Genomic DNA, 24,681 nt, shown 5'->3' with positions numbered 1-24,681 from the left:
GTGCTCGATGATCCGGGTGCTGATCGCCGACGACGAACCGATGATCCGCGCAGGGGTTCGCGCCGTTCTTGCCACGGATCCGGACATCGAAGTCGTCGCCGAGGCCGTCGACGGGCACGACGCCGTGGACCAGGCTCGGCGCCACCGCCCCGCGGTGGCCGTACTCGACATCCGCATGCCAGGGATCAACGGCATCGACGCTGCGGCGGAAATCCGCAGAGCAGTGCCGACAACGAGCGTCATCATGCTGACGACCTTCGGTGAGGACGACTACATCCTTCAGGCACTCGGCGGTGGTGCAGCAGGCTTCCTGATCAAGTCAGGCGAGCCCGAGGAACTGATCATCGGAGTCCGCGCGGTGGCCGAAGGCGCCGCCTACCTGTCACCGAAAGTCGCGGCCCGGGTCGTCGCGCACCTCGCCGCGACGGGTGCGGGCGTCCTGGCCGGTCGGCGCTCCGCCGCCCGCGACCGGGTCGCCGCCCTCACGGCCCGGGAACGCGAGGTACTGGCCTTCCTCGGGAGCGGTCTGTCCAACGGGCAGATCGCCCGGCGGCTGCATGTGGTGGAGGGAACGGTCAAAGCCCATGTGAGTTCCATCCTGGCGAGGCTGGGCGTCGACAACCGGGCTGCTGCCGCGGTCGTGGCCCACGAGGCCGGGATCGTTCCTGCGCAGCCGCCCCAGGCGTGATGCCCCCCGCTGAGCAAGTGGCATGAAGGCGAGTAGCACGGCCGCCACCACAGTGCCGCCGAGAATCGCGCCGGCGAGCACGTCGTGGGGGTAGTGGACCCCCACCAGCACGCGCAGCAGCGCAGCGGCCCCAGCCAGCGGCAGAGTGATCGCGGCGAGGCGGGGCCACAGCACGGCCAGACCGACCGCCAACCCAGCTGACAGGGTGGCGTGGTTGCTCGGGAACGACCAGTCCCCCACTCCGGGGCATTCAGCGACAAGGTCGGCCCCTGTCCCTAACGCACGGCAAGGCCGCTCCTCGTCCACCACCAGCTTCACCGCCTCGCTCACTGCATAGGCCGCGACGGTTCCGAGGCCTATCAACACGGATCCGGCGACTCCTCGGGGGTCGTTGCGACGAATCGCCGTCCACCACATCCAGACCAGCAACATTCCGAGGATCACCAGAGTGCCCTCGGTGGCTGCTTCCAGTAGGGGGCCCAGCCATGACGGTGAGTCCGCCACTGTCCCGGTCACCGAACGGTACGCGGACGCCGAAGCGCCGCCAGTGACCTTGACCGCACCGGCCTCACCGAGCCCACCCGGGGAAAGCCAGACGACCGCTCCCGACCCCACACCGAGGACGCCCAAAGCACCAAGCAGTCGACTGGCCCTGATCTTCTCTCGTCGTTCTCGTTCCATGAGGCCCGAACGTAGAAGCGGGAAGGGTCGAGAACCCGAGCCGAACGACAACATCGGACTTGGACGATCGTCAGGGTTGACATCTATGCGTCCGCGTCACGGACGCCCCTGCGCTGCGCTTCAACGCTGAGGCGCTCGCATTGCCACAGCTGTCGCAATTCCTCACGCCCAGAGAACCCCAGTTGACCTGCGACGTAGCCGTGCTCCCGCCCGCACAACGCCTCACACCCCCAGAGAAGACATGTCCTCCAGGTGGACCTGGCGGAAGGACACGGAGTGGCTCTCGGTCGCGTTCACCAGCTTGATCGGGATGCTGACCAGGCCGAAGGAGATGGCGCCGTTCCAGATGGATCGCACGGGCAGCACGCACCTTTCGGGCCCCTGATTCCGGTTTGTCCACACCGTAACGCGGACCGATCACGCCTGCCCGTCGGCCGCCGGGCGCCCGGCGGCCGACCCCCGCGGCCCCGCCCCGCGGCCCCGCCCCGCGGCCCCGCTCGGTGGACCCCCTCACCGGACCCCGTCACCTGACCGGTTCGGCGGACCCCGTCACCGGACCGGTCAGGATTCGAGAAGCGCGGGTGGGTGGAGCACGCCTAGCGTGAAGGCCATGAGCCTCCCTCACCATCGACGCGGGCTTCGTCGACCCGGCCGTCGACGACGGCGAGCGGCGCACGGTCGTCGGGATGACGGCCGAGGGCACCTGCGCCCGTGTCCTCCTCACCGCCGCCGGCCGCGCGACGGCACCTTCGCGCGGGCCGGCGGCCTGCGGTGCCGGAATCGTCCAGGAGCCGACGAGGCAGCCGTACGGCGTCCGCGACGCGCCGTCCGTGATCCCGCAGGCAACCTGATCCGCGTCCACGAGGTCTGAGGTCCGGGGAGGGCTCCGCAGGGCCGGAGGCCAGGTCCGGGTCCGAGTCCCGGAAGCGAAGGCACGCCCGCCCGTCCCCGGGCCCCGCACCACCGGCCGAGTGGACGCGCGGCCTTCGGCCGGCACCACCGACCTTCGCCCTAGCACCACGGAAGACGCACGACCAGACGTACTGTTCCCAACGGATCGGATCCAGTCGGGCGACGCCGGCGGGACCGCGGGACGCGGCTCCGCACGACAGATGGAGGAACGATGACCAAGGCCACGAGGGCGGGGACGCAGGCGCAGTCTCCCGGGCCGCACGCCGCCGACAGCCATGACCTGATCCGTGTGCACGGGGCGCGGGAGAACAATCTCAAGGATGTCAGCATCGAGATCCCGAAGCGCCGGCTGACGGTGTTCACCGGGGTCTCCGGCTCGGGGAAGAGCTCGCTGGTGTTCGACACGATCGCCGCGGAGTCGCAGCGGCTGATCAACGAGACGTACAGCGCCTTCCTGCAGGGCTTCATGCCGAACCTGGCACGCCCCGAGGTGGACGTGCTCGACGGGCTGACCACCGCGATCACCGTCGACCAGCAGCGGATGGGGTCCGACCCGCGCTCCACCGTCGGCACCGCCACCGACGCCAACGCGATGCTGCGCATCCTCTTCAGCCGGCTCGGCAAGCCGCACATCGGCCCGCCCGGCGCGTACTCCTTCAACGTGGCCTCGGTCTCGGCGAGCGGCGGGCTCACGGTCGACCGGGGTGCCGACAAGACCAAGACCGAGAAGGTGACCTTCAGCCGCACCGGCGGCATGTGCACCCACTGCGAGGGCCGGGGCAAGGTCTCCGACATCGACCTCACCCAGTTGTTCGACGACTCCAAGTCGCTCTCCGAGGACCCGTTCACGATCCCCACCTACACCGGGGACGGCTGGGTGGTGCGGGTCATCGCCGAGTCGGGCTTCTTCGACAAGGAGAAGCCGATCCGCCAGTACACCAAGAAGGAGCGGCACGACTTCCTCTACCGCGAGCCGACCAAGGTGAAGATCAACGGCGTCAACCTCACCTACGAGGGGCTGATCCCGAAGCTGCAGAAGTCCTTCCTCGCCAAGGACCGCGAGTCGATGCAGCCGCACATCCGGGCCTTCGTGGACCGGGCGGTCACCTTCACCGAGTGCCCCGACTGCGACGGCACCCGGCTCAGCGACCTGGCCCGTTCCTCGCGGATCGGCAAGGTCAACATCGCCGACGCCTGCGCGATGGAGATCCGTGACCTGGCCGAATGGGCACGCGGGATCGAGGACGCGTCGGTGGCGCCGCTGCTCGCGAAGCTCCACTACACCCTCGACTCGTTCGTGGAGATCGGCCTCGGCTATCTCTCCCTCGACCGGGCCTCGGGCACGCTCTCCGGCGGCGAGGCGCAGCGGACCAAGATGATCCGTCACCTCGGCTCCTCGCTCACCGACGTCACGTACGTCTTCGACGAGCCGACCATCGGGCTGCACCCCCATGACATCGAGCGGATGAACAACCTGCTGCTGCGGCTGCGCGACAAGGGCAACACCGTGCTGGTCGTGGAGCACAAGCCGGAGACGATCGCGATCGCCGACCATGTGGTGGACCTCGGCCCCGGCGCCGGTACGGCGGGCGGCACCGTCTGCTTCGAGGGAACGCTGGAGGGGCTGCGGGCGAGCGACACCGTCACCGGCCGTCATCTCGGCGACCGGGCCGCCCTGAAGGAGACGGTGCGCAGGCCCACCGGTGCGCTGGAGATCCGCGGCGCTGCGGCGAACAACCTCCAGGATGTCGACGTGAACATCCCGCTCGGTGTGCTCACCGTCATCACCGGCGTCGCAGGCTCCGGCAAGAGCTCGCTCGTGCACGGGTCGATGGCCCGACAAGCAGGGGCCGAGGGCGTGGTGTCGATCGACCAGACCGCGATCCGCGGCTCCCGGCGCAGCAACCCGGCGACCTACACCGGGCTGGCCGACCCGATCCGCAAGGCCTTCGCCAAGGCCAACGGGGTGAAGCCGGCGCTCTTCAGCGCCAACTCCGAGGGCGCCTGCCCCACCTGCAACGGCGCCGGCGTCATCTACACCGACCTGGCCATCATGCAGAGCGTCGCCACCACGTGCGAGGAGTGCGAGGGGAAGCGGTTCGAGGCGTCGGTGCTGGAGTACCGCTTCGGCGGGCGGGACATCAGCGAGGTGCTCGCGATGTCGGTGACCGAGGCCGAGGGGTTCTTCGGCGACGGTGAGGCGCGGACCCCGGCGGCCCACCGGATCATCGAGCGGATGGCGGATGTCGGGCTCGGCTACCTCACCCTCGGGCAGCCGCTCACCACGCTCTCCGGCGGCGAGCGGCAGCGGCTCAAGCTGGCCACGCACATGGGCGACAAGGGCGGGGTCTACGTCCTCGACGAGCCGACCACCGGCCTCCACCTCGCCGATGTGGAGCAGCTGCTCGGGCTGCTCGACCGGCTCGTCGACGCGGGCAAGTCGGTGATCGTCATCGAGCACCACCAGGCGGTCATGGCTCACGCCGACTGGATCGTCGACCTCGGCCCCGGGGCCGGTCACGACGGCGGCCGGGTCGTCTTCGAGGGCACCCCGGCCGACCTCGTCGCGGCCCGCTCGACCGTCACGGGGGAGCACCTGGCCGCGTACGTGGGCGCCTGAGGCGTACGGGGAGCCTGGGGGGTACGGGGAGCCTGGGGGGTACAGGGAGCCTGGGGGGTACAGGGAGCCTGGGGGGTACGGGATGCCTGATCGCGGCGGGTGCCTGAGCGCGTACGTGGGCGCCCGACCGTACGCGGCCGGCGCCTGACCCAGCTGTGGCGCCGGCCGTATCGGCGGGCACCCGACCGTATGCGCGAGCGCCCGACCGCATCCGCAGGCGCCCGCCCATCATCCGATTCGCCCGCTTTCACACCGAATCATGGGATTCTGACTCCCATGACACCGATCACCGAGGTGGAGGGCCACAGGGTCGCCCTCTCCAACCTGGAGAAGGTCCTCCACCCGGCGACTGGCTTCACCAAGGGCGAGTTGCTGCACTACTACGCCACGACCTCGGACGCCCTGCTGCCGCATCTGCGTGACCGCCCGGTCTCCTTCCTCCGTTATCCGGACGGGCCGGGCGGCGAGGTCTTCTTCACCAAGAACGTGCCGCCGGGCACGCCCGACTGGGTCACCACCGCCGAGGTGCGGCGGATGGAGGGCCCGGCCCGGATGGTGCTGGTCCAGGACCTGGCGAGCCTGATGTGGGCGTCGAACCTGGTCGCCGAGTTCCACACGCCGCAGTGGACCGTCGCCTCCTCCGACGAGGCCGACCGGCTGGTCCTCGACCTGGACCCGGGGGCGCCCGCGACGGTCGTGGAGTGCTGCGAGGTCGCCTGCTGGCTGCGGGACCGGCTCGCGGCGGACGGGATCGAGACGTACGCGAAGACGTCCGGTTCGAAGGGGCTGCATCTGCTGGCGACGGTGCGCGGGGCGTCCTCGGAGCGGGTGACGGAGTACGCCAAGGAGCTGGCCGTGGAGGCGGAGGAGGCGCTGCCCCGCCAGGTCGTCCACCGGATGACCCGCAGTCTGCGCCCCGGCAAGGTCTTCGTCGACTGGAGCCAGAACGCCGCCCGCAAGACCACGGCCACGCCCTACACCCTGCGCGCCCGCCCCGAGCCGACCGTCTCCGCCCCGGTGACCTGGACCGAGGTCGAGGAGTGCGCCTCCCCCGGCCACCTGGTGTTCCGGGCCCAGGACATCGCGGCCCGCCTCCAGGACCACGGCGACCTGTTGGCGCCGCTCCTGGACCCGGAGGCCGCGCACGCCCTGCCGTGACGGCCTACACCCGGGTCCACGTCCGCCGGTCCCGGGCCATCGCGTGCAGCCCCTCCACGTCCGCCGGTTTGAGCAGCCCGCCCGTGCGGGCGAGTTCGACGAGGTCCGTGTCGCGCAGGACGCGGACCTCGCGCGGGGGCGTGGTGAGGGCGAGGCCGGACGGTTCGGCGACGGCGAGGACGGGGTGGACCTCGGCGGTGAGGGCGTAGGAGGCTCGGTCCGCCTCGGCGCGCAGCCCGCGCAGCAGCGCGCGGGGCTCATGGCGGCCGACCGCGACCATGGGGTCGGTGACGACGACGCGCTGTCTGCGGGCGGGCAGGGACCGGATGCAGAACAGGCCCCCGGGACCGATGACCAGGTGGTGGATGCGGTCGCCGCCGGGCAGTGGCACGGAGTGCAGGGTGTGCCAGCCGGCGCCCTCCAGCCGGTCCAGCGCGGCGCCGACCGTCTGCTCGGCGGCCAGGGCGCGACGGCGTGGGTCGGGGCGCAGCCGGCGTGGCGGGCCGGGGGCTCGGTCGAGGGCGATCAGCAGGGCCTCGCCGGGGCGGTTGGGGGCCAGGTCGTCGTCCGGGTGCAGGCTCAGCCGGGCCAGTTCGGCGGGGGTGGGCACGGGTGGCGGGCCCACGGTGACCTGGCCGGTGGCAAAGGGGCCGAGGACGGCCAGCACGTCCTCTCTGTGTTCCTCGCTGAGAAGGTTCACCCGGCCCGCCTCACGGTCGTACCAGGCGATGTTCCTCCCGTCGGTCCGGCACACGTACAGGCGCTCCTGTCCGTGCCGCCAGGTCGGTATGACGCGCAGTCCGCTCATGCACCATCACCCCGGACCATGGGAACAGGCGGGGTGCTCCATCGGCAAGAACCCGGCTACCTTTGAGGTGACGACCTGTCGTCAGGGGCCGGGGCCCGAGTCGGAAGTGGCGCCTGCCGGGTGGACGACGTCACTTCCGACACAGGCCCCAGGGGAGGCGCCGTTGCGGACCGGCAGGAAGCAACCCGAGGTACCGGCTCCGGGCGAACCGTGGAGCGAGATCGTGCCCGGACTGTGGATGGGCGGGCACGAGTTCGCGGGGCGGACCGGGACCGGGGAGATCGAGTTCGCGGTGGTGCACGACGAGTTCGATCTGGTGCTGACCCTGCTGCGACTACCGGGGTACGGGCCGGACGACGGCGTCGAGCACCATGTGTGGCCGATCCCGGACGGTCCGTTGGACGGTACGCAGCTGGCGGGTGTGATGCGGCTGGCGCAGGCGGCGTGCGACGCTCTGGAGGACGGCAAACGTGTCCTCGTCCGCTGCCACAGCGGGTACAACCGGTCCGGTCTGGTCGTGGCGCAGGCGCTGATCCGCGACGGGCACTCCGCCGAGGAGGCGATCCGGCTGATCCGCACCCGCCGTTCGCCGTGGGCGCTGCACAACGAGCTGTTCGTGGAGTATCTGCACACCGGGCTGGCGACGGTCCGGTTCCTGGAGGAGTTGGAGGAGCCGGCCCAGTAGCGCGGGGTGCACGACCGAGCCGTCACGAAGGAAGCACTTCCGCACGAATAGGGTGTACGGGACCACAGTCACCCCTTCCGCATGCCCGCACACCCAGGAGTCCCGTGTTCCCCAGCCGCCCCGCGCGTGCGGCCGCCTGTGCCTCGGTCGCCGTGGCCGCCGCCCTGCTGCTGGGTGCGTGCGGCGACTCCGGGGGCCTGGTGAGCGCGGGCGCGACACCCACCGCGAGCGGCCCGACGCGGCTGTGGCCCGGGGAGCCGCCCGCCTCCTCCCCCGCCTACGACTACGGCGAGGCCGAGACGGAGGTCGTCGAGGGCGTCAGGGCTCCCGGCGAGGACATTCACCAGGTGGACCCGTTGGCGGTCGTGCGCGCCGAGATCGCCGCGCACCCCGAGGTGTACTCCGGGCCCGGGGCCCTCTACGGCGGGACGGCCGGGCGCATGGCCGACTGCCGCGGAAACGGAACGGACGGGACGGACGGGACGGACAGGACGGACGGGACGGACAGGACGGACGGGACGGACGGGACGGACGGGACGGACGGAACGGACGGAACGGACGGGACAGACGGGGACCGCGCCAGGTGTCCCGTCCTCAAGGCCTACTACCGCGATCTCACCGGTGACGGGCGCGACGACATGGTGCTCGGCTTCCGGCTGCTGCCCGGCAACCAGACGGCGGTGCGGATGTACACGCTCCGGGCGGACCGGCTGGTGCAGGTGCTGGCCAGCGACGACGCGGTGCTCGCGGTCGAGCTGGCCGGCCGTACCGTGATCATCCGCTCCCCCGCGGCGATCGTCGGCTACGAGTACCGCACGCAGTGGACCTGGGACGAGGACCAGGGGGCGATGCTGCTCACCCGCGACGAGATCCTGCGTGTGGGCGGATCGGCGAAGCCGTCACGGTCACCCTCCGCCTCGCCGTCCGCCTCGCCGTCCGCCTCCTCGTCGGCGAGCCCGGGGTGAGCGCCGTGAGGCCTGCGCGGAAACGGTTCGGCCTGCGCCGCTGGACCTCCTCGCTCACCTGGAAGGCGCTGGCCTTCATCACGGTCATGTGCTGCGGGCTGGCCGCGCTGCTCGGTGCCCTCGTGCATGTCTCCGTCACCGACCGGACCGTCAGCGACGCCCGCTCCCGGGCGCTGGTGCGGCTCGACGAGGCGGTACGGGCGTACGAGGCCGGGAACCGGCTGCCGCCCGACTCGGGGATCGACGTGCCGGGGCTGCCGAAGTCGCTGCGCGAGCTGGCGGTGAGCGGGCGGCGCGGCACCATGGTCGATGCCGTCGGCGGGTACCCCGCGATGTGGGCGGCCGCTCCCGCCGACGGCCGCGCCCTCGCCGTACGGATCGACTACGCGCAGAGCGCGGCCACGATCGAGAACCTCGACCGGGCCATCCTGGGCTCCTCGGCGCTGGCGATCGGGGTGACGCTGATCGTGGGCGCGCTCGGCGTCACCGGGGTGACCCGGCGGCTGCGTACGACCTCGCAGGTGGCCCGGCGGATCAGCGCGGGCGACCTGGACGCGCGGGTCCGCGACCCCCGGACGACGGACCCGGCGCGGTACCGCGACGAGGTGGCCGCGGTGGCCGCCGCGCTCGACACCATGGCGTCCACGCTGCAGCGGAAGCTGCTCAGCGAGCAGCGGTTCACCGCGGATGTCGCGCACGAGCTGCGTACGCCGCTGACCGGGCTGCACGCGGCTGCCGAACTGCTGCCGGCGGGGCGGCCGACGGAGCTGGTGCGGGACCGGGTCGCCGCGCTGCGGACGCTGACCGAGGATCTGCTGGAGATCTCACGGCTGGACGCGGGCAGCGAGCGGCTGGACGTGGACGTGATCCGGCTCGGGGTGCTGGCCGAGCGGGTGGCCGCGAACACGAGCGGCGAGACGGAGGTGCGGGTGGTGGAGGACGCGTGTGTGGAGACGGATCGGCGGCGGCTGGAGCGGGTGTTGGGGAACCTGGTGGCCAACGCGCACAAGCATGGGGCGCCTCCGGTGGTGTTGACCGTGGAGGGGGCGGTGGTGACCGTGCGGGATCACGGGAACGGGTTCCCTGGCTATCTGGTGGCTGAGGGGCCGCAGAGGTTTCGTACGGAGGGCTCCGCCAAGGGGCATGGGTTGGGGCTGACCATCGCGGTGGGGCAGGCGGAAGTCCTGGGGGCGGGGCTGGAATTCGAGAACGCCGCCGATGGGGGTGCGTCGGCCGTTCTGCGGCTGCCGGTCGGTGGGGGCTGATCGCCACCCACGCGGCGGAGCCGCACATCGGACGCAGCCCCACGCCCCTTCGAGGGCAGCGCCCTCAGGGGCGGAACGCCCCGATGGCCCATCGCAGAAGGCGCCCCGTCCGCCCTCCTCCTAACGTGGCAGACAGTCAGCCTCGCCCCTTTTGTGGAGGAGTATCGATGTCCCTGCGGATTCTGCTCATGCGGTTCGGTATAGCCGCTGCCGGTGGCGCCCTGTTGGCGTTCGCCGCAACGACTCCCTCCGCCGCCGACACCGGCCAGGAGGACCCCCAAAAGAACCAGCAGATCGTCAGGGGCAAGGTCACTGCCCGTACCGGTCTGTTCCTGCGCAGCGCGCCGACCCGCGGCGGCTCGGTCATCCGGGTCGCACCCCACGGCGAGATCGTCAAGATCTTCTGCCGGGCCGACGGCCAGAGCGTCGACGGCGACCGGCAGTGGTACCTGCTCGTCGACGGCACCTGGGCCTGGGGCTCGGCCCGCTACATCGAGGCCTTCAAAACGCCACGCTCGTGCGCCTGAGCGACAAGACCCACAAGGCACCTCATTTGGGTAAGTTCCGGGCATGACCACCAAAGCCGGAACGACCCTGGCGGCGGATCCCCCTGAGCCGTCCCCGCCCGCCGTACGCCTGCTCCGGCGCCGAGGCGTCGAGCTCACCCTCACCGTCGTGGCCGTCCTGCTCTCCGTGTACGGCTACTGCGCCGTCGGCCTGGCGAAGAACGGCACCGTCCCGCCCGGCGCCCTCGACTACGGCGCCGGACTCGGCGTGCTCGCGCTGCTGGCCCATCTGGTGGTGCGTCTGCGGGCGCCGTACGCCGATCCGCTGCTGCTGCCGATCGCGGTGCTCCTCAACGGACTTGGCCTGGTGCTGATCCACCGGCTCGACCTGGAGACCCCGGCCGACCTGGCGGCGCCCGCGCAGCTGAACTGGTCGACGCTCGGGGTGGCGCTGTTCATCACGGTCGTGGCCCTGCTGCGCGACCACCGGGTGCTGCAGCGGTACGCGTACGTCTCGGTGGTGGCCGCGCTGGCCCTGCTGGCGCTGCCGATCCTGTTCCCGCCGGTCAACGGGGCCCGGATCTGGGTGCGGATCGCCGGGTTCTCCCTCCAGCCGGGCGAGTTCGCGAAGGTGCTGCTCGCGCTGTTCTTCGCCAGCTATCTCGCGGCGAACCGCAACGCGCTGGCGTACGCCGGGCGCCAGATCTGGCGGTTCAAGCGCCTCCAACTGCCCACCGGGCGCGTCCTCGGCCCGATCGTCACCATCTGGCTGCTGAGCGTCGGCGTCCTGGTCCTGGAACGCGATCTGGGCACCTCGCTGCTGTTCTTCGGCCTCTTCGTGATCATGCTGTACGTCGCCACGGGCCGCACCGGCTGGATCGCGGTGGGGCTGCTGCTCGCGTGCGTGGGCGCGGTGGCCGTCGGCTGGCTCGAACCGCATGTGCACAGCCGCGTCGAGGACTGGCTGCACCCCTTCGCGTCCATCGAGGCGGGCCGGGGCCCCAACCAACTCGCCCAGTCCCTCTTCTCGTTCGCCGCCGGCGGGCTGCTCGGCACCGGCCTCGGCCTCGGCCACTCCGTCCTGATCGGCTTCGCCGCCAAGTCGGACTTCATCCTGGCCACGGCGGGCGAGGAACTGGGCCTCGCCGGCCTCGCCGCGATCTTCCTGCTCTACGCCCTGCTGGTCGAGCGCGGCTTCCGCACCGGCCTCGCCCTGCGCGACCCCTTCGGGCGTCTCCTGGCCACCGGTCTCGCCTCGATCGTCGCCCTCCAGGTCTTCGTCATCGCGGGCGGCGTCACCGGGCTCATCCCGCTCACCGGTATGGCGATGCCCTTCCTCGCCCAGGGCGGCTCCTCCGTCGTCACCAACTGGATCATCGTGGCCCTGCTGATGCGGATGAGCGACTCCGCCAGGAGGCAGTACGACCACGGGCGCCTGCCCCGAGGCCCGCTCGACGGCCCGGAGGTCCGGGGCGCATGACCAAGTACATCCGCCGCGCCGCCGCCCTGTGCGCCCTGCTGCTGCTCGCCCTCCTCGTCAACGCCACCCGCGTCCAGGTCTTCCAGTCCCGGGTCTACGACGACAATCCCGCCAACCGCCGCCCGGCGATCGCCCGTTGGGGCCAGCCGCGCGGGAACATCGTCGTCGAGGGACGCCCGGTCACCGGCTCGAAGGACACCGGGGAGCAGCTCCGCTACGAACGGACGTACCGGGACGGCCCGTTGTACGCGCCGGTCACGGGCTTCGCCTCGCAGGAGTACGGGACGACCTTCCTGGAGGACACGCAGGACTCCGTCCTCGACGGCAGCGACCCGTTGCTGTCCTTCCTCCCCCTGTGGAACGACATCACCCGCGACCAGAACGCGGGCGGCGAGGTCGTCACCACCCTCCGGGATTCGGCCCAGCGGGCGGCCTACCTGGGGCTCGGCGCCCGCCGGGGCGCGGTCGCCGCGCTCGAACCGGCCACCGGGCGCGTCCTGGCACTGGTCTCGCGCCCGTCGTACGACCCCGAAGTGCTCTCCGGCAACGGCCGCGAGACGGCCGAGGCCTGGGCGCGGCTCAACGGGGACGCGAGCAGGCCGATGCTCAACCGGGCGGTGCGGCAGACCTATCCGCCGGGTTCGACGTTCAAGGTGGTGACGGCCGCCGCGGCGCTGGACGCCGGGGTGGTCACGGACGTCGACGCTCCCACCCGCTCCCCCGCCCCGTACACCCTGCCGGGCACCACGACGTCCCTCTCCAACGAGGTCGAGGGCTGTGAGGACGCCTCCCTGCGCTATGCCTTCGAGTGGTCCTGCAACACGGTCTTCGCGAAACTGGGCGTGGACGTCGGCCTCGGCGCCATGACGGACACGGCACGCGCCTTCGGCTTCGACAACTCGGGCCTGCGGATCCCCTTCTGGGTCGCCGCCAGCAGCTTCGACACCGAGATGGACCGGGCCCAGCTCGCGCTCTCCTCCATCGGCCAGTACGACACCCGGGCCACCCCCCTGCAGATGGCTCTGGTCACGGCGGCCGTCGCCAACGGGGGTTCGGTGCGGTCGCCGTACCTCGTCGAGCGGACCACCACGGCGAGCGGCCGCACGGTCTCCGTCTCGGGCACCCGCACCCTCCGCCAGGCCATGAACCCGGCCACCGCGCGGCGCCTGCGCGACCTCATGCGGGGCGTCGTCGAGGACGGCACCGGCGCCAACGCCGCCCTCCGCCACGCCACCGTCGGCGGCAAGACCGGCACCGCCCAGCACGGCATCGGCAACTCGGGCACGCCCTTCGCCTGGTTCATCGGCTGGGCCCAGTCCGACGACGCGATGGAACCCCAGGTGGCGGTCGCGGTGGTGGTGGAGGACGCCGAGGCGGAACGGGGGGACATCAGCGGGGGCGGGGACGCGGCACCGATCGCGAGAGAGGTGATGAGGGCGGTGCTGAAGACCGCCGCCCGCTAGGGGGCGCGGGGAATCGCTCGGCCGGCCCTCACCGGCGCACACCGTACGCACCATGCCCATCAGCCGAGAAAACGGATGTGACTCCCGGGCATCCCGACCTATCGTGCGCCCATGACTCCCGCCGCGTACGAACTCGCCCAGGTCAACATCGCCCGTCTCAAAGCCCCGTTGGACTCACCGCAGTTGAAGGACTTCGTGGACGCCCTGGACCCGGTGAACGCGGTCGCGGACCAGTCCGCCGGCTTCGTCTGGCGTCTGCAGAGCGACTCCGGCAACGCGACGGACATCCCCGTCCTCGGCGACGAATGGCTCATCATCAACATGTCGGTGTGGCGGGACACCGACGCCCTGACGGCGTTCATGTACCAGGGACAGCACCGGGAGCTGCTGTCCCGCCGCCGGGAGTGGTTCGAGCGGCTGGCCGAGGCGGTCACCGCCCTGTGGTGGGTCCCCGCCGGCCACCGGCCCACCGTGGCCGAGGCGGAGGAGCGGCTCCTCCACCTCCGCGCCCACGGCCCGACCCCGTACGCGTTCACCCTGCGCACGTCGTTCCCCGCCGGACCGGCGGAGCCCCTCGTGCCGGACGCCGCCCTCAGCTGATCCGCTGCCGTATCTCGGAGCGGACCTTCAGGGTTCGCTCCGCGAAGGCCTCCACGTCCACCTCCGAGGGGTCCTGCCCGACGCTCGCCGTGCCGAGCTCCGCGACGGACGCCCCGGTGTTGCCGTCGGCCCACGCGCACATCGGGTACGTGACCTCGGTGCCGGTCTGCTTCTGGGTGACGACCTGGCAGCTGATCGTGAGGTCCGAGCCGCCCGGGGTGAAGTCCTCGGGCGGCACGACCACCGTGATCGTGTCGACCTCGGCCGCGCCCTTCAGCATGTTGTCGCGGGCGGCGTCGGTGTTCTTGAACCGGCCGTACATGCCCGAGACGATCAGGGCGCCCTCGGCCCCGTCCTTCGCTGATGTGTACTGCCCGACGGCGGCCTTGACGTCGCGGGCGTCCCAGGCGCCCTCCGCCTCCTGCTCCAGCTGCTGCCCCGACGTGTCGGAGAGGTCCTGGGCCAGCGTGTACTCGCCGTCCAGCACGGTGTCGGGCAGCGCGAGCCTGTACTCGGCCTCCGGGAAACCGCTCGTGCCCTGCGTCCCGACGACCCACAGCCCCACCGCGCCGACCACCATGAGAGCGACGACGCCGCCGACGATCCCGAGGACGAGGCCCACCCGGCTCTTCGGGGGCGGCACGGGCTGCCACCCGCCGGGGTACGGCTGACCGTACTGCTGCGGCGGGGACGGCTGCTGACCGTACGGCTGGGGCTGCGGCGGGTGCGGCTGACCGTACGGACCCGGTTGCTGCGGCTGCTGACCGTACGGCTGGGGCTGAGGCTGCGGTGGAGGCATGGACACGCCAGAACGCTACTGCACGAGCCACCACCGCAGGGAACGGCCACCGGCACCCTCGCGCACGCGCTCGGCCCGACCGGTCGCCGACAAGTGGCGCGCAAGGGATTGACGGCCTTGCTGACAGGTAGTCTCATAAGCGGTGACCGCCGGTAACTCCCATGATCTTCCGTACGAGGAGCTGCGACAGCCATGAACACGGTGCCCTCGGTGAACGCGAACCCGGTGTCGGAGGCGGAGGTGCTGCGCGACGCGCTCGGGCTCCTCAAGGACCGGGAACAGGTGGCCGAGCGGCTGCTGTTGTCCTCCGCGAAGCACTCCTTCGACCCCGACAGGGAGCTGGACTGGGACGCCCCCTTCGAGGAGGGGAAGTGGTTCTGGCCGCCGGAGCTGGTGTCCCTGTACGGGACGCCGATGTGGCGGAAGATGTCGGAGGAACAGCGGATCGCGCTGTCCCAGCACGAGGCGGCGGCGCTGGCCTCCCTCGGCATCTGGTTCGAGATCATCCTCATGCAGCTGCTCGTACGGCACATCTACGACAAGGCCGCGACCAGCGCGCACGTCCGCTACGCGCTGACGGAGATCGAGGACGAGTGCCGGCACTCGAAGATGTTCGCCCGGCTGATCAGCAAGGGCGACACCCCCTATTACCCGGTCAGCCGGCTGCACCACAACCTGGGCCGCCTCTTCAAGACGATCTCGACTACCCCCGGTTCCTTCACCTCCACCCTCCTGGGCGAGGAGATCCTCGACTGGATGCAGCGGCTGACCTTCCCGGACGAGCGGGTCCAGCCGCTCGTCCGGGGCGTCACCCGCATCCATGTCGTCGAGGAGGCCCGGCACGTGCGCTACGCCCGCGAGGAGCTGCGCCGCCAGATGGTGACGGCCCCGCGGCTGTCCCGGAGCTTCACCCGGGTCACCTCCGGCGAGTTCGCCCGCGTCTTCGCCGTCGCCTTCATCAACCCCGAGGTCTACACGAACGTCGGCCTCGACCGGCGGGTGGCTGTCGCCCAGGTGCGGGCCAGTGCGCACCGGCGCGACATCATGCAGACCGGCGCGAAGCGGTTGACCGACTTTCTGGACGACATCGGGGTTCTGCAGGGTGTGGGGCGGCGTATGTGGAGGTCGTCGGGGTTGTTGGCGTGAGAGTTGCCCGGTGCGGCCCGTCAGGGGGTGGGGGTCGGATCGTCGCCGGGTGCGGGTCCGGTGGGGGCTGGTCGCGCAGTTCCCCGCGCCCCTGAAAGACCAGGCCCCACGGGCCCGAAAGACCACGTTCCGCGGCCCTGAAGGACCACGGTTCCGCAGGCCGGAAGGACCACGGGCCCGCAGGCCCGAAAGAGCGCGGTGCCGCAGGCCCGAAAGAGCGCGGCTCCACAGGCCCGAAGGACCACGGGCCCGCAGGCCCGAAAGAGCGAGGCCCTGCAGCCCTCAAAGACCACGGTTCCACAGGCCGAAAGATCACGGGCCCGCAGGCCTGAAGAGCACGGTTCTGCGGGCCTGAGGACCACGGGCCCGCGGGCCGAAGAGCAGGGGCGCAGCCCCTGCTTTTCAGGGGCGCGGGGAACTGCGCGAGAAGCCCCACCGGCCCGCACCCGCCGACGCACCGAACCCCCACCCCCTGGCGCGATCTCCACGAACCAACCTCCCCGCCCCCGACTACGCTGCGAGGTATGACGTCCGAGGCCCCCACCCGCGCGTACCGTCGACTGAGTGTGGAAGAGCGCCGCAGCCAGCTGCTGGACGCCGCACTGGAGCTGTTCGCGCACAACGCGCCGGAGGACGTCTCCCTCGACGACGTGGCGGAGGCGGCCGGGGTCTCCCGTCCCCTCGTCTACCGCTACTTCCCCGGGGGCAAGCAGCAGCTCTACGAGGCGGCCCTGCGCTCGGCCGCCGAGGAGCTGGAGCAGTGCTTCGACGAACCGGCCGAGGGCTCCCTGACCAGCCGCCTGGCCCGTGCCCTCGACCGCTATCTGGCCTTCGTGGACGAGCACGACACCGGGTTCAGCGCGCTGCTCCAGGGTGGCAGCGTCGTGGAGACCTCCCGGGCGACGGCCATCGTGGACGGGGTCCGGCGGGCCGCCGCCGACCACATCCTGCGGCATCTGGAGGTGGCCGAGCCGGGCCTGCGGCTGCGCATGACCGTCCGTATGTGGATCACCTCCGTGGAGGCCGCCTCCCTCATCTGGCTCGACGAGGGCAAGCAGCCGGACGTCGGCGAACTCCGCGACTGGCTCGTCGAGCAGTTCGTCGCGTGCCTCATCGCCACCGCCGGCCGCGACCCCCAGACCGCCGCCGCCGTACGGCACGCCCTGCCCGTCGAGACCGCAGCCGGGGCCGTCGGCACCCTGGCCCGCCGTATCCTCCCCGTGGTCGGCGACGCCGGCCACCTGCTGTGACACTGGTCCGGTGAAGAGCCAAGACACCCCCTTCGTGGGCGGCCCCCTCGACGGGCGCGTCCTGCCCGTGCTGCTCGGCATCACCGGGCACCCCCCGAAGACGTACCGGGTCCCGGTCCCCGACGCCGACGGCGGCCCGCCGACCGTGCTCGTCTACCGCCGCGTCGACGCCGGCCGGGGCGGCTTCATGCATCAGCTGTGGAAGTACGAGTACGCCCCCGACGCTGACCCCCGCCGCCGCCCGAAGTGGCCCTGGTCCACGCCGGACACCCCGACCGGCCCCGGCACCGGGGCCACCACCGACTCCTCGGACGGGCAACCCGCCACGCCGCCCGTGAAGCCGCGCCCCACCGACGAGTGACACCCGGGCACCGAACGGTCCACCCGGCGCGCGACCGCCCCCGGCTCCCCCCATCCTGCCGATGCGAGGTGGACGGCCCACCCCCGCACCGGAGGTGATGACGTGTCAGGAAGGCTTCTGCGCCTGGTCGGTACGGCGACGGTGACGGCGCTCACGACCGGCGCCCTCCTCACCGCGGCCCCCACCCCGGTCATGGCCGTACCGGAACCCCCCGCCGCCGACACCCCCGCGGACCCGGCGCCGGCACCGACACCGGCCCCCGGCGACCGCTCGGTCGCCGACCTCCTCGCCGACCTCCAGCGGCTCCACCGCGAGACCGAGAAGGCCACCGAGGCGTACACCGCGACCGGCAAGGAGCTGACCAAGCAGCGGGCCGTGGTGGCGAGCCTCGACCGGTGGCTCGCGAGGGCCCGCCTCTCCCTGCACGACAGCCGGGGCGCGGCCGGCCGACTGGCCCGGCAGCAGTACCAGAACAGCAGCACCGCGCTCTCCCCGTACGTACGGCTGCTGATGACCCGCGACCCGCACCGGGCGCTGGAGCAGGGCCATGTGATCGGTCAGGTGGCCCGGAAGCGGGCCGAAACGATCGAACGGATGATCAGCAGCGAACAGGCCGCCGACACCCTCGCCCGCAGGGCCCGAGCCGCCCTGGACCGCCAACTCACCCTCACGGAACGGCGCAAGAGGGAACACGACACCGCACGCGACCACCTCGACGAGATCGAGAAACTCCTCGCCTCCCTCACCCCGGAACAGCTGGCAGGCATCAGGGAGTCGGACGGGAACACCGGGGCCGACCCGTCGAAGCCGCTCGGGGCCACAGGCTCTCAGGGGCGCGGGGAACTGCGCGGGCAACCACACACGACGCGCACCCCGGACCCGTGAGAACCCACCCACACGCCCCGGCCTATCCCCCGGCGACCTCCGAAAGGTACGCCCGCGTTTTCTCCGCATCGTAGAAGTAGCCCTCGAAATCCGCCGGATCGTCGAAGCCATTGGCAAAACGATCCGCCACCACCGGCAGCCCCTCGGCCGCCCCGACCAGTCCCAGCACATGCTCGGCCGGTGGAGCCAGCATCGTGTTGGTCCACTTGGTGACGGGCCCCGCGACCTGCCAGAACCGTTCGAACGTGCGCCGCATCCACGCCTCGTCGAACTCCCTGTCCCCGTGGTCGAGGATCGCGGCGAGATAGACGGCCGCGCACTTGGTCGCCGAGTTCGCCCCCTGCCCGGTCAGCGGGTCGTTGGCCACGACGACGTCACCTGCGCCCAGCACCGGGCCGCCACCGGGAAGCCGGGCGACGGGGTGCCGGACGACCGGTGTGTAGCGGCCGGTCAACGCAGCGCCCGCGTCCGTGACCTCGGCCCCGGCCGCGCGCGCGTACTCCCAGGGGACGTACCGCTTCATGAGGTCCAGGGTCAGGGCTAGCTGCTCCTCGGCGTCATGGACGCCGTCGAAGACGTCGAGCGGGCCACCGGGCAGACCCAGCCAGAACAGTGCGTCGGCGCGGCCGGAGGTGGTGAGGACCGGCTGCACGATGAGTTCACCGAGGCCGGGCACCAGGTTGCAGCGGGCCGCGTCGAACTCCGGGTGCTCGGGGCGGGGGCCAAGCCCGTGGACGTACACCGCGGCGAGCGCGCGCTGCGGCTCCGAGTAGGGCGAGCGGGCGGCGTCGCGGCGGAACATCCGCACCAGTTCGCCCTTGCCCGCGGTGACGAGCACGAGGTCGTACATGCGGGAGAAGTAGTCGAGGTCGGAGACCGCGGCCCCGTGGACGACCAGCTGGCCGCCCCGCCGCGTGAACGTCTCCAGCCAGCCGGCCATCTTCACCCGCTGGTCCACGGCCTGCGCGTACCCGCGCAGCCGGCCGACCCAGTCGACGGCGCGCTCCCCGTCCGGTCCGGCGACGGAGACACCGACGCCCTCGATCCTCGGGGTCTGGGACTCCCAGAAGTTCAGTTCGAGGTCGCGCTCGTGGCGCAGTGCCGAGTCGAACATGCACTGGGTGGACATGATCCGGCCGGCGCGTATCTCGTCCGGGGTCCGATTGGACATCAGTGTGACCTCGTACCCGTGCGACTGGAGCCCGAGGGCCAGGTGCAGCCCGGACTGGCCGGCTCCGACGACGAGAATCTTCCGCATCCGGACAGGTCTCCTGGTTCGTCCGTGGCGTCCCGTGCCGTCCCGCTGGGAGGGACTGAAGGGACTACTCGGGGCTGAGGGATATCGCGTGGCCGCACAGCGCCAGCAGGGTCTCCATCGCGGAGGCCCGCTTGCGTGCGTCCATGATCATGACAGGTACATGTGCGGGCACGGTCAACGCGTCCCGTACGTCGTCGGGTTCGTACCGCACGCTGCCGTCGAACGCGTTGACCGCGACGATGTACGGCAGTCCGCAGCTCTCGAAGTAGTCGAGCGCGGGGAAGCAGTCGCCGAGGCGGCGGGTGTCGGCGAGGACGACCGCGCCGATCGCGCCGCGCACCATGTCGTCCCACATGAACCAGAACCGCTCCTGGCCGGGCGTGCCGAACAGGTAGAGGACGAGGTCGTCGTCGAGGGTGATGCGGCCGTAGTCCATGGCCACGGTGGTGGTGAGCTTGTCCGGCGTCGCGGAGAGGTCGTCCGTGCCGGCGCTGGCCTCGGTCATCAGCGCCTCGGTCCGCAGCGGGGTGATCTCGGAGACCGCGCCGACGAAGGTGGTCTTGCCGACGCCGAAGCCGCCCGCCACCACGATCTTCGTGGCGATGGGGGCCCGGCTGAGGTCGGACTGCCAGGGTTTCAGCTCCTCCTCGGGCTCCGCCAAGGGTTCGGCCGCCACGGTGTCGGCGAGCCGGTCGAGACCGCGGGAGGCGGCGCGGGCGTAGCCCCCGGGCGGGGCCGCGTCCACGTCGACGCCGGGCGCGCCGGGACCGGCGCGTCCGGTGTCCGTGTCGACGCGTCCGGTCTCCGTGTCGAGACGAGGAGCGTTCGCGTCGACCTCGACGCGGGGGGCGTCGTCGTCGACGCCCGGGTTGACGCCGGCCGAGGCGGCGGGGTTGACGCCGGCCGAGGCGGCGTCAGAGACGGCGGAGTCCACTCAGCACCCTTTCCAGCAGAGCGCGGTCCGGCTGTCCCGGTCCGTGACCTGTTCCGTACACACGGATCTTTCCCTGGTCCGCGAGATCGCTGAGGAGGACGCGGACCACACCGAGCGGCATCTTCAGCAGCGCGGCGATCTCCGCCACCGTCCGCATACGGCGGCAGAGTTCGACGATGGCCCGCATCTCGGGCATCACCTTGGAGTGGGGTGAACCTCCCCCACCACCGAGCATGTGGGAGGAACCCCCGGCCAACCGAGGCTGCTCCGCCGGGGCTTCGAGTACGGCCACGAACGTCTCCACGAGGAGGACGTGACCGAACCGGGTACGGCCGCCGGTGAGCGAGTAGGGGCGTACGCGGGCGGGTTTGCGGTCGCCGCCGCGCACGGGGAGCCTCTTCGCGCCCTTCGGCACGGTCGGCCGCTTCGCGGGACCGGACTCGGGGGCGCGCGCCCTGCTCTTCTTCTGGCTCTGGCTCTGGCCGCTCATCGGCTGCTCCCGGCCGCCTCGGCCTCCAGGGACTTGCGGAGTTCGCTGCGGAGTTCCGGGGTGAGGACGTGGCCGGCGCGGCCGACGAAGAGCGCCATGTGGTAGGCCACCACGCTCATGTCGCAGTCGGGGGAGCCGTGCACTCCGAGCAACGAGCCGTCGCTGATCGACATCACGAAGAGGCTGCCCGCCTCCATCGCGACCATCGTCTGCTTGACCCCGCCGAACTCCATCAGCTTGGCGGCGCCGATGGTGAGGCTGCCGATGCCGGAGACGATGGTGGCCAGGTCGGCGGCGGAGCCCCGGGGGCCCTGGGGCCGCTCCTCCCGGGTCTGGCGGGCCTCGGCGTGTCTGCCGGGGTCGGAGGAGAGCAGCAGCAGGCCGTCGGAGGAGACCACCGCGACCGACAGCAGTCCCGGCACCTCCTCGACGAGGTTGGTCAGGAGCCAGTGCAGGTTGCGGGCTTCACTGCTCAGTCCGAAGGTAATGGGCGCGGTCAACTGCTTTCCTCCTCGGAAGTGCCCCCCGTGGTGTCAACTGCCTCTGTCCGGTACTCACGTGCCACGGGCATCCGCGTCTCACCCGACTGCTCGGCGATCTCCGCCTCGACGTCGCGGCGCCCCTCCTTGGCCCCCTCGTGGAACCCGCCGAGCCGACGGCGCAGTTCCTCGGCGTTCACTCCCCCGACCCGTGGCCGGGGAGCCGTGGGTGTGGGCGCGGTGATCCTGGGCGTGCGCTTGGGCAGACCCTTGTCGGTGAGGCGCGGGGGCTCCTCGACCCGTTGCCCGGCCGTCCCGGCCCGGGACACCTCCGCCGTGCGCGCCGCGTTCCCTTCGTCGGCGGCACGCTCGTGGGTGTCGGGATCGAACGTGTACGGCTCGTCGGTGGCCTCGCCGGCGATGTACTCGTCGCTCTCCTCGTCGGCGCCCTTCCCCGGGGCCACCGGAGCGAAGAGCTCCATCGTCGTCTCGGACACGGACTCGGCCCCGGTTTCGGGGCCGGCCTCGGATTCGGCCTCGGGTTCGTCGTCTTCCGGTACGACGTCCCCGGCGGCCTCGGCGGCGCCGGCGGCCGTCCCCACGGCCTCCCTCGCCAGCAGTGCCCGCTCGGCCGCCTCGATGAGCGGGTCGCCGTCGCCCTCCGGCTCGCGTACGGCGACGGAACGGCCGGGCAGGACGTTCGAGTTGGCCTCGGCGTCGACGCCCGGCAGGGAGAGCGAGGACGTGATCGAGACCGGAGTGCCCACGGGCACGGCGGGCGTGGGGGCCAGCAGTCCCTTGGGCAGGACGACGACCGCGGCGGTGCCGCCCGTCCCGTGCTCCTGGAGCCGCACGGGGGTGCCGAGCCGGTGGGCGAGGCGGGCGACGACGTACAGGCCGAGGCCGAGGCCCTCGCCTTCCTCCTGCTCGTAGGGCGCCTCGGGGTCGAAGTCGGTGAGGCGGGAGTTGAGCCGGGCGAGCCGCTCGGGGGCGACGCCGATGCCGCCGTCCTGGACGGAGAGGGTGATCTCGCCGTTCTCCATCAGCCAGCCGGAGACCTCGACGGACATCTCCGGCGGCGAGAACGACGTGCCGTTCTCCAGGAGTTCGGCGAGGAGGTGGCTGAGGTCGTCCGCGGCGAACCCGGCGACGTGCGCGCCCGGCGGCAGCGCCGCGATGCGGACGCGTTCGTACCGCTCGATCTCGCTGACCGCGGCACGGACGACGTCGACGAGCGGGACGGGGCCGGCGTGGTGCTGGATGTGCTCGTGGCCGGCCAGGACGAGAAGGTTCTCGCTGTGGCGGCGCATGACGGTCGCGAAGTGGTCGAGCTTGAAGAGGGTGGCGAGGCGGTCGGGGTCCTGCTCGCGCTCCTCCAGCGCCTCGATGACGGCGAGTTGCCGCTCGACGAGGCCGAGGGTGCGCAGCGCGAGGTTGACGAAGGTCGCGTGGACGCTGTGCTGGACCTTCGTCAGGTGCGTGGTGGCCTCGGCGAGTTCGGCGCGCAGCCGGTCGCGGTCGTCGGCCATCGTCTGGCGCTGGCCGATCAGGTGCTTGCGGTCGCCCTCCAGGGGCGCGAGCCGCTCGTGCAGCGCGAGGGCGTGCGCGTGGAGCGCGTTGACGGAGCGTACGACCTGGGCGAACTCGTCGTCGCGGCCCGTGAACTTGACCGGTTCCTCGGTGGCCGGGTCGCCGGCGACGCGGGCGGAGCCGATGCGCAGCACCGCGAGCGGGCGGGTGAGGGAACGGGCCATGCCGGTGGCGACGCCGACGGCGAGGAGCATCAGGGCGCCGAGGACCGCTATCCGGATCTCCAGCGCGGTGACGTCCTCGTCGCGCAGCTGGGCGAGGTCCTTGGTGCGCCGGTCGTACAGGGAGGACTCGACGCCGCGCATCAGGTCCACCCGGGCGGAGAGCGCCGCGCCGACCTTCTTCGCGCTGGTGCCCGCCTCGCTGTCGGAGAGCGTGGGCTGGTCGGTGAGGTCCGTCAGGTATGTGTCGGCGGTGTCGGCCTCGGGGCCGGTGACCGTGGCGTCGTACGAGGAGCGGCCGGCGGCGGGCGCGGTCTCGCGGAATTGGGCGAGGGCGGCGTCGGAGCGGACGCGGGCCTGTTGGGCGGCGACGGTGAGGGCGTCGCGCTGCTTCGCGTCGGCGGCCGAGGCGCCGGTCGTGGTGGTGGGCAGCCCGGTGACGGGGTCGACGATCGTCTCGGTGGTCGTCGGGACGCTGAGCGCGGCGACGAGCAGCCCGCGGGCGGCGGCGGCCTGTTGGACGGCGGTGTCGAGTTCGGCGAGCGCGTAGGCGCCGCCGCCCGCGCGGGGCGGCAGCCGCTCGGCCAGTTCCTCGGCGAGGGCGTGGAGCTCGGTGACGACGGCGGTGTACGCCGTGTGCGCTTCGAGAGCGGTGCTCTTCCCGGAGAGCGCCGCCTCCCGTATGCCGGCGATGGACTCGGCGCTCTCGACGGTCTCCCGCATCGCGGCGGAGGCGCCGGTGTCCGCGCTCAGCTCCTCGACCTGGGTGTCGACACGGTCACTGCGCTGCTTGCTGGGCGCGGCCGACTTGGGCCGTCCGGCGGCGATGTACGCGGTGACCTCGTCGCGCTCGTCGGCCAGCGCGTGCGCGAGGGTGAGCGTCTCCTGGGTCTGTCCGGCGAGCGTGACCAGGCTCTGGGTGTCGTGCAGTTGCTCCGAGGCGGCGAGGATCGAGGGCGCTCCCGCGCCCGCTATGGCGGCGGCCACGACGGCCACGGCGACGATGAGCCGGTTGCGTACGCGCGCCTTCCGCCCGGTGCCGACGGGGGCCTGCGCCTGTGCCGTCCCCGGTTGGTTCGGGGAGGCCGCGGAGGCCTTCGAAGCTGCCTGCTTGTCTGCGCGCCGAGGCCGCGTCTTCTGCACCGGTGCTCGCATTCCTGACTCGTGTACCCATGGGCCGGGGTGACGATCCGTCGACCACTCACATGACGTATGTCCTGTACAGCCGTCCCCCCGGTACGGCTCCCGACCCTCCCAGTGCCGGTGGGCAGTGGTCCCGCATCATCAGTCCCGCCACCCGAAGGAGTGAACATCGCAGGGGAGTTGGCGGGCAAGTTCTTCCGGCTGGTGCCGCTGTCCCGCACGTCGGGCCGGTTGGACGTCGGCGACGTGCTTTGACAGTATTCGCCGCCGCGCTTCACCGCTCACGATCATTCCATGCCAAACCCGGCTCCCCTTCTGGAGGGTCCGGGTCGTACGGCGACCGTTGTCGGCCTT

General features: G+C 71.8%; 22 protein-coding genes and 2 pseudogenes. 15 read left to right on the top strand and 9 right to left on the bottom strand.

Going from position 1 to position 24,681, the window contains the following annotated elements; translation table 11 throughout:
- Positions 1-7: 7 nt before the first annotated feature.
- Complete coding sequence (locus tag OG858_RS31190; protein ID WP_328544227.1) at positions 8-688, top strand: response regulator transcription factor; 681 nt, start codon at positions 8-10, stop codon at positions 686-688.
- Here the strand turns inward: OG858_RS31190 and OG858_RS48565 are convergent.
- A pseudogene (locus OG858_RS48565) lies at positions 647-1,369 on the bottom strand (phosphatase PAP2 family protein); the annotation flags it as partial. The gene OG858_RS31190 and the pseudogene OG858_RS48565 sit on opposite strands and share 42 nt — an antisense overlap.
- A 243-nt stretch (positions 1,370-1,612) precedes the next feature.
- A pseudogene (locus OG858_RS31180) lies at positions 1,613-1,726 on the bottom strand (Ku protein); the annotation flags it as partial.
- A gap of 329 nt (positions 1,727-2,055) precedes the next feature.
- Between OG858_RS31180 and OG858_RS31175 the strand changes: the two are divergent.
- The 3 genes from OG858_RS31175 (at position 2,056) to ligD (ending at position 6,059) form a co-directional block, all read left to right on the top strand.
- Positions 2,056-2,220: a hypothetical protein gene (locus OG858_RS31175; RefSeq protein ID WP_327744960.1), complete on the top strand. Its 165-nt coding sequence runs from the start codon at positions 2,056-2,058 to the stop codon at positions 2,218-2,220.
- 272 nt (positions 2,221-2,492) lie between these two features.
- Positions 2,493-4,901 carry an excinuclease ABC subunit UvrA gene (locus OG858_RS31170; protein WP_319068838.1) on the top strand — a complete coding sequence of 803 codons (2,409 nt, stop codon included), beginning with the start codon at positions 2,493-2,495 and terminating at the stop codon, positions 4,899-4,901.
- 276 nt (positions 4,902-5,177) lie between these two features.
- The gene (gene ligD / locus OG858_RS31165; protein ID WP_319068837.1) at positions 5,178-6,059 is read left to right on the top strand and encodes a non-homologous end-joining DNA ligase; all 882 of its coding nucleotides are present in this window, start codon (positions 5,178-5,180) and stop codon (positions 6,057-6,059) included.
- A gap of 4 nt (positions 6,060-6,063) precedes the next feature.
- Here the strand turns inward: ligD and OG858_RS31160 are convergent, their stop codons facing one another.
- Complete coding sequence (locus OG858_RS31160; RefSeq protein WP_327744959.1) at positions 6,064-6,867, bottom strand: nuclease-related domain-containing protein; 804 nt, start codon at positions 6,865-6,867, stop codon at positions 6,064-6,066.
- 163 nt (positions 6,868-7,030) lie between these two features.
- On the opposite strand from OG858_RS31160, the gene OG858_RS31155 reads away from it, so the two are divergent.
- From OG858_RS31155 to OG858_RS31125, 7 genes are all read left to right on the top strand, one after another.
- Positions 7,031-7,552 (top strand): protein-tyrosine phosphatase family protein, encoded by a 522-nt coding sequence (locus tag OG858_RS31155; RefSeq protein ID WP_319068835.1) that lies wholly within the window; start codon positions 7,031-7,033, stop codon positions 7,550-7,552.
- A gap of 104 nt (positions 7,553-7,656) precedes the next feature.
- Complete coding sequence (locus tag OG858_RS31150) at positions 7,657-8,517, top strand: hypothetical protein (protein WP_328544228.1); 861 nt, start codon at positions 7,657-7,659, stop codon at positions 8,515-8,517.
- Complete coding sequence (locus OG858_RS31145; protein ID WP_319068833.1) at positions 8,514-9,782, top strand: HAMP domain-containing sensor histidine kinase; 1,269 nt, start codon at positions 8,514-8,516, stop codon at positions 9,780-9,782. Before OG858_RS31150 ends, OG858_RS31145 begins: the two co-directional genes overlap by 4 nt.
- 167 nt (positions 9,783-9,949) lie before the next feature.
- Positions 9,950-10,309 carry an SH3 domain-containing protein gene (locus OG858_RS31140; RefSeq protein WP_319068832.1) on the top strand — a complete coding sequence of 120 codons (360 nt, stop codon included), beginning with the start codon at positions 9,950-9,952 and terminating at the stop codon, positions 10,307-10,309.
- A 43-nt stretch (positions 10,310-10,352) separates the two neighbouring features.
- Positions 10,353-11,768: an FtsW/RodA/SpoVE family cell cycle protein gene (locus OG858_RS31135; protein ID WP_319068830.1), complete on the top strand. Its 1,416-nt coding sequence runs from the start codon at positions 10,353-10,355 to the stop codon at positions 11,766-11,768.
- Positions 11,765-13,231, top strand: a complete 1,467-nt coding sequence (locus OG858_RS31130; protein ID WP_319068829.1) for a penicillin-binding transpeptidase domain-containing protein — start codon at positions 11,765-11,767, stop codon at positions 13,229-13,231. Before OG858_RS31135 ends, OG858_RS31130 begins: the two co-directional genes overlap by 4 nt.
- A 111-nt stretch (positions 13,232-13,342) precedes the next feature.
- Positions 13,343-13,831: a DUF3291 domain-containing protein gene (locus OG858_RS31125; protein WP_319068828.1), complete on the top strand. Its 489-nt coding sequence runs from the start codon at positions 13,343-13,345 to the stop codon at positions 13,829-13,831.
- Here the strand turns inward: OG858_RS31125 and OG858_RS31120 are convergent.
- A complete protein-coding gene (locus OG858_RS31120; protein WP_408059437.1) occupies positions 13,824-14,636 on the bottom strand; it encodes a hypothetical protein in 813 nt (270 codons plus the stop codon). The genes OG858_RS31125 and OG858_RS31120 overlap by 8 nt on opposite strands.
- 186 nt (positions 14,637-14,822) lie before the next feature.
- Between OG858_RS31120 and OG858_RS31115 the strand changes: the two genes are divergently transcribed.
- The 4 genes from OG858_RS31115 to OG858_RS31100 all read left to right on the top strand — a co-directional run bounded on the left by OG858_RS31115 (position 14,823) and on the right by OG858_RS31100 (position 18,272).
- Positions 14,823-15,776 (top strand): AurF N-oxygenase family protein, encoded by a 954-nt coding sequence (locus OG858_RS31115; protein ID WP_319068827.1) that lies wholly within the window; start codon positions 14,823-14,825, stop codon positions 15,774-15,776.
- A gap of 524 nt (positions 15,777-16,300) precedes the next feature.
- Positions 16,301-17,026: a TetR/AcrR family transcriptional regulator gene (locus OG858_RS31110; RefSeq protein ID WP_328544229.1), complete on the top strand. Its 726-nt coding sequence runs from the start codon at positions 16,301-16,303 to the stop codon at positions 17,024-17,026.
- 10 nt (positions 17,027-17,036) lie between these two features.
- Complete coding sequence (locus OG858_RS31105) at positions 17,037-17,387, top strand: hypothetical protein (protein ID WP_319068824.1); 351 nt, start codon at positions 17,037-17,039, stop codon at positions 17,385-17,387.
- 102 nt (positions 17,388-17,489) lie between these two features.
- Positions 17,490-18,272, top strand: a complete 783-nt coding sequence (locus OG858_RS31100; protein ID WP_319269569.1) for a coiled-coil domain-containing protein — start codon at positions 17,490-17,492, stop codon at positions 18,270-18,272.
- Positions 18,273-18,294: 22 nt separating this feature from the next.
- On the opposite strand, the gene OG858_RS31095 is transcribed toward OG858_RS31100, so the two are convergent.
- The 5 genes from OG858_RS31095 to OG858_RS31075 form a co-directional block, all read right to left on the bottom strand.
- A complete protein-coding gene (locus OG858_RS31095) occupies positions 18,295-19,530 on the bottom strand; it encodes a styrene monooxygenase/indole monooxygenase family protein (RefSeq protein WP_319068822.1) in 1,236 nt (411 codons plus the stop codon).
- 64 nt (positions 19,531-19,594) lie between these two features.
- On the bottom strand, positions 19,595-20,206 hold the full coding sequence (locus tag OG858_RS31090; protein WP_319068911.1) for a GTP-binding protein: 612 nt from the start codon (positions 20,204-20,206) through the stop codon (positions 19,595-19,597).
- Between the two features lie 238 nt (positions 20,207-20,444).
- Entirely contained in the window at positions 20,445-20,954 is a 510-nt protein-coding gene (locus OG858_RS31085) for a DUF742 domain-containing protein (RefSeq protein WP_319068820.1), read from the bottom strand.
- Positions 20,951-21,454: a roadblock/LC7 domain-containing protein gene (locus tag OG858_RS31080; protein WP_046707659.1), complete on the bottom strand. Its 504-nt coding sequence runs from the start codon at positions 21,452-21,454 to the stop codon at positions 20,951-20,953. The genes OG858_RS31085 and OG858_RS31080 overlap by 4 nt, the downstream gene beginning before the upstream one ends.
- Positions 21,451-24,339: a sensor histidine kinase gene (locus OG858_RS31075; RefSeq protein ID WP_328544230.1), complete on the bottom strand. Its 2,889-nt coding sequence runs from the start codon at positions 24,337-24,339 to the stop codon at positions 21,451-21,453. Before OG858_RS31075 ends, OG858_RS31080 begins: the two co-directional genes overlap by 4 nt.
- Positions 24,340-24,681: the final 342 nt, after the last annotated feature.

It is taken from the genome of Streptomyces europaeiscabiei, from assembly GCF_036346855.1.
GTDB lineage: Bacteria > Actinomycetota > Actinomycetes > Streptomycetales > Streptomycetaceae > Streptomyces > Streptomyces europaeiscabiei.
This window is presented reverse-complemented; position numbering and strand designations above follow the sequence as displayed.

What these genes read in the sequence shown, in the direction of transcription:
- OG858_RS31095 (WP_319068822.1), bottom strand. Translation starts at nt 19,530, where the DNA reads ATGCGGAAGATTCTCGTCGTCGGAGCCGGCCAGTCCGGGCTGCACCTG.
- OG858_RS31175 (WP_327744960.1), top strand. Translation starts at nt 2,056, where the DNA reads ATGACGGCCGAGGGCACCTGCGCCCGTGTCCTCCTCACCGCCGCCGGC.
- OG858_RS31085 (WP_319068820.1), bottom strand. Translation starts at nt 20,954, where the DNA reads ATGAGCGGCCAGAGCCAGAGCCAGAAGAAGAGCAGGGCGCGCGCCCCC.
- OG858_RS31190 (WP_328544227.1), top strand. Translation starts at nt 8, where the DNA reads ATGATCCGGGTGCTGATCGCCGACGACGAACCGATGATCCGCGCAGGG.
- OG858_RS31115 (WP_319068827.1), top strand. Translation starts at nt 14,823, where the DNA reads ATGAACACGGTGCCCTCGGTGAACGCGAACCCGGTGTCGGAGGCGGAG.
- OG858_RS31125 (WP_319068828.1), top strand. Translation starts at nt 13,343, where the DNA reads ATGACTCCCGCCGCGTACGAACTCGCCCAGGTCAACATCGCCCGTCTC.
- OG858_RS31170 (WP_319068838.1), top strand. Translation starts at nt 2,493, where the DNA reads ATGACCAAGGCCACGAGGGCGGGGACGCAGGCGCAGTCTCCCGGGCCG.
- OG858_RS31075 (WP_328544230.1), bottom strand. Translation starts at nt 24,339, where the DNA reads ATGCGAGCACCGGTGCAGAAGACGCGGCCTCGGCGCGCAGACAAGCAG.
- OG858_RS31160 (WP_327744959.1), bottom strand. Translation starts at nt 6,867, where the DNA reads ATGAGCGGACTGCGCGTCATACCGACCTGGCGGCACGGACAGGAGCGC.
- OG858_RS31135 (WP_319068830.1), top strand. Translation starts at nt 10,353, where the DNA reads ATGACCACCAAAGCCGGAACGACCCTGGCGGCGGATCCCCCTGAGCCG.
- OG858_RS31110 (WP_328544229.1), top strand. Translation starts at nt 16,301, where the DNA reads ATGACGTCCGAGGCCCCCACCCGCGCGTACCGTCGACTGAGTGTGGAA.
- OG858_RS31140 (WP_319068832.1), top strand. Translation starts at nt 9,950, where the DNA reads ATGTCCCTGCGGATTCTGCTCATGCGGTTCGGTATAGCCGCTGCCGGT.
- OG858_RS31130 (WP_319068829.1), top strand. Translation starts at nt 11,765, where the DNA reads ATGACCAAGTACATCCGCCGCGCCGCCGCCCTGTGCGCCCTGCTGCTG.
- ligD (WP_319068837.1), top strand. Translation starts at nt 5,178, where the DNA reads ATGACACCGATCACCGAGGTGGAGGGCCACAGGGTCGCCCTCTCCAAC.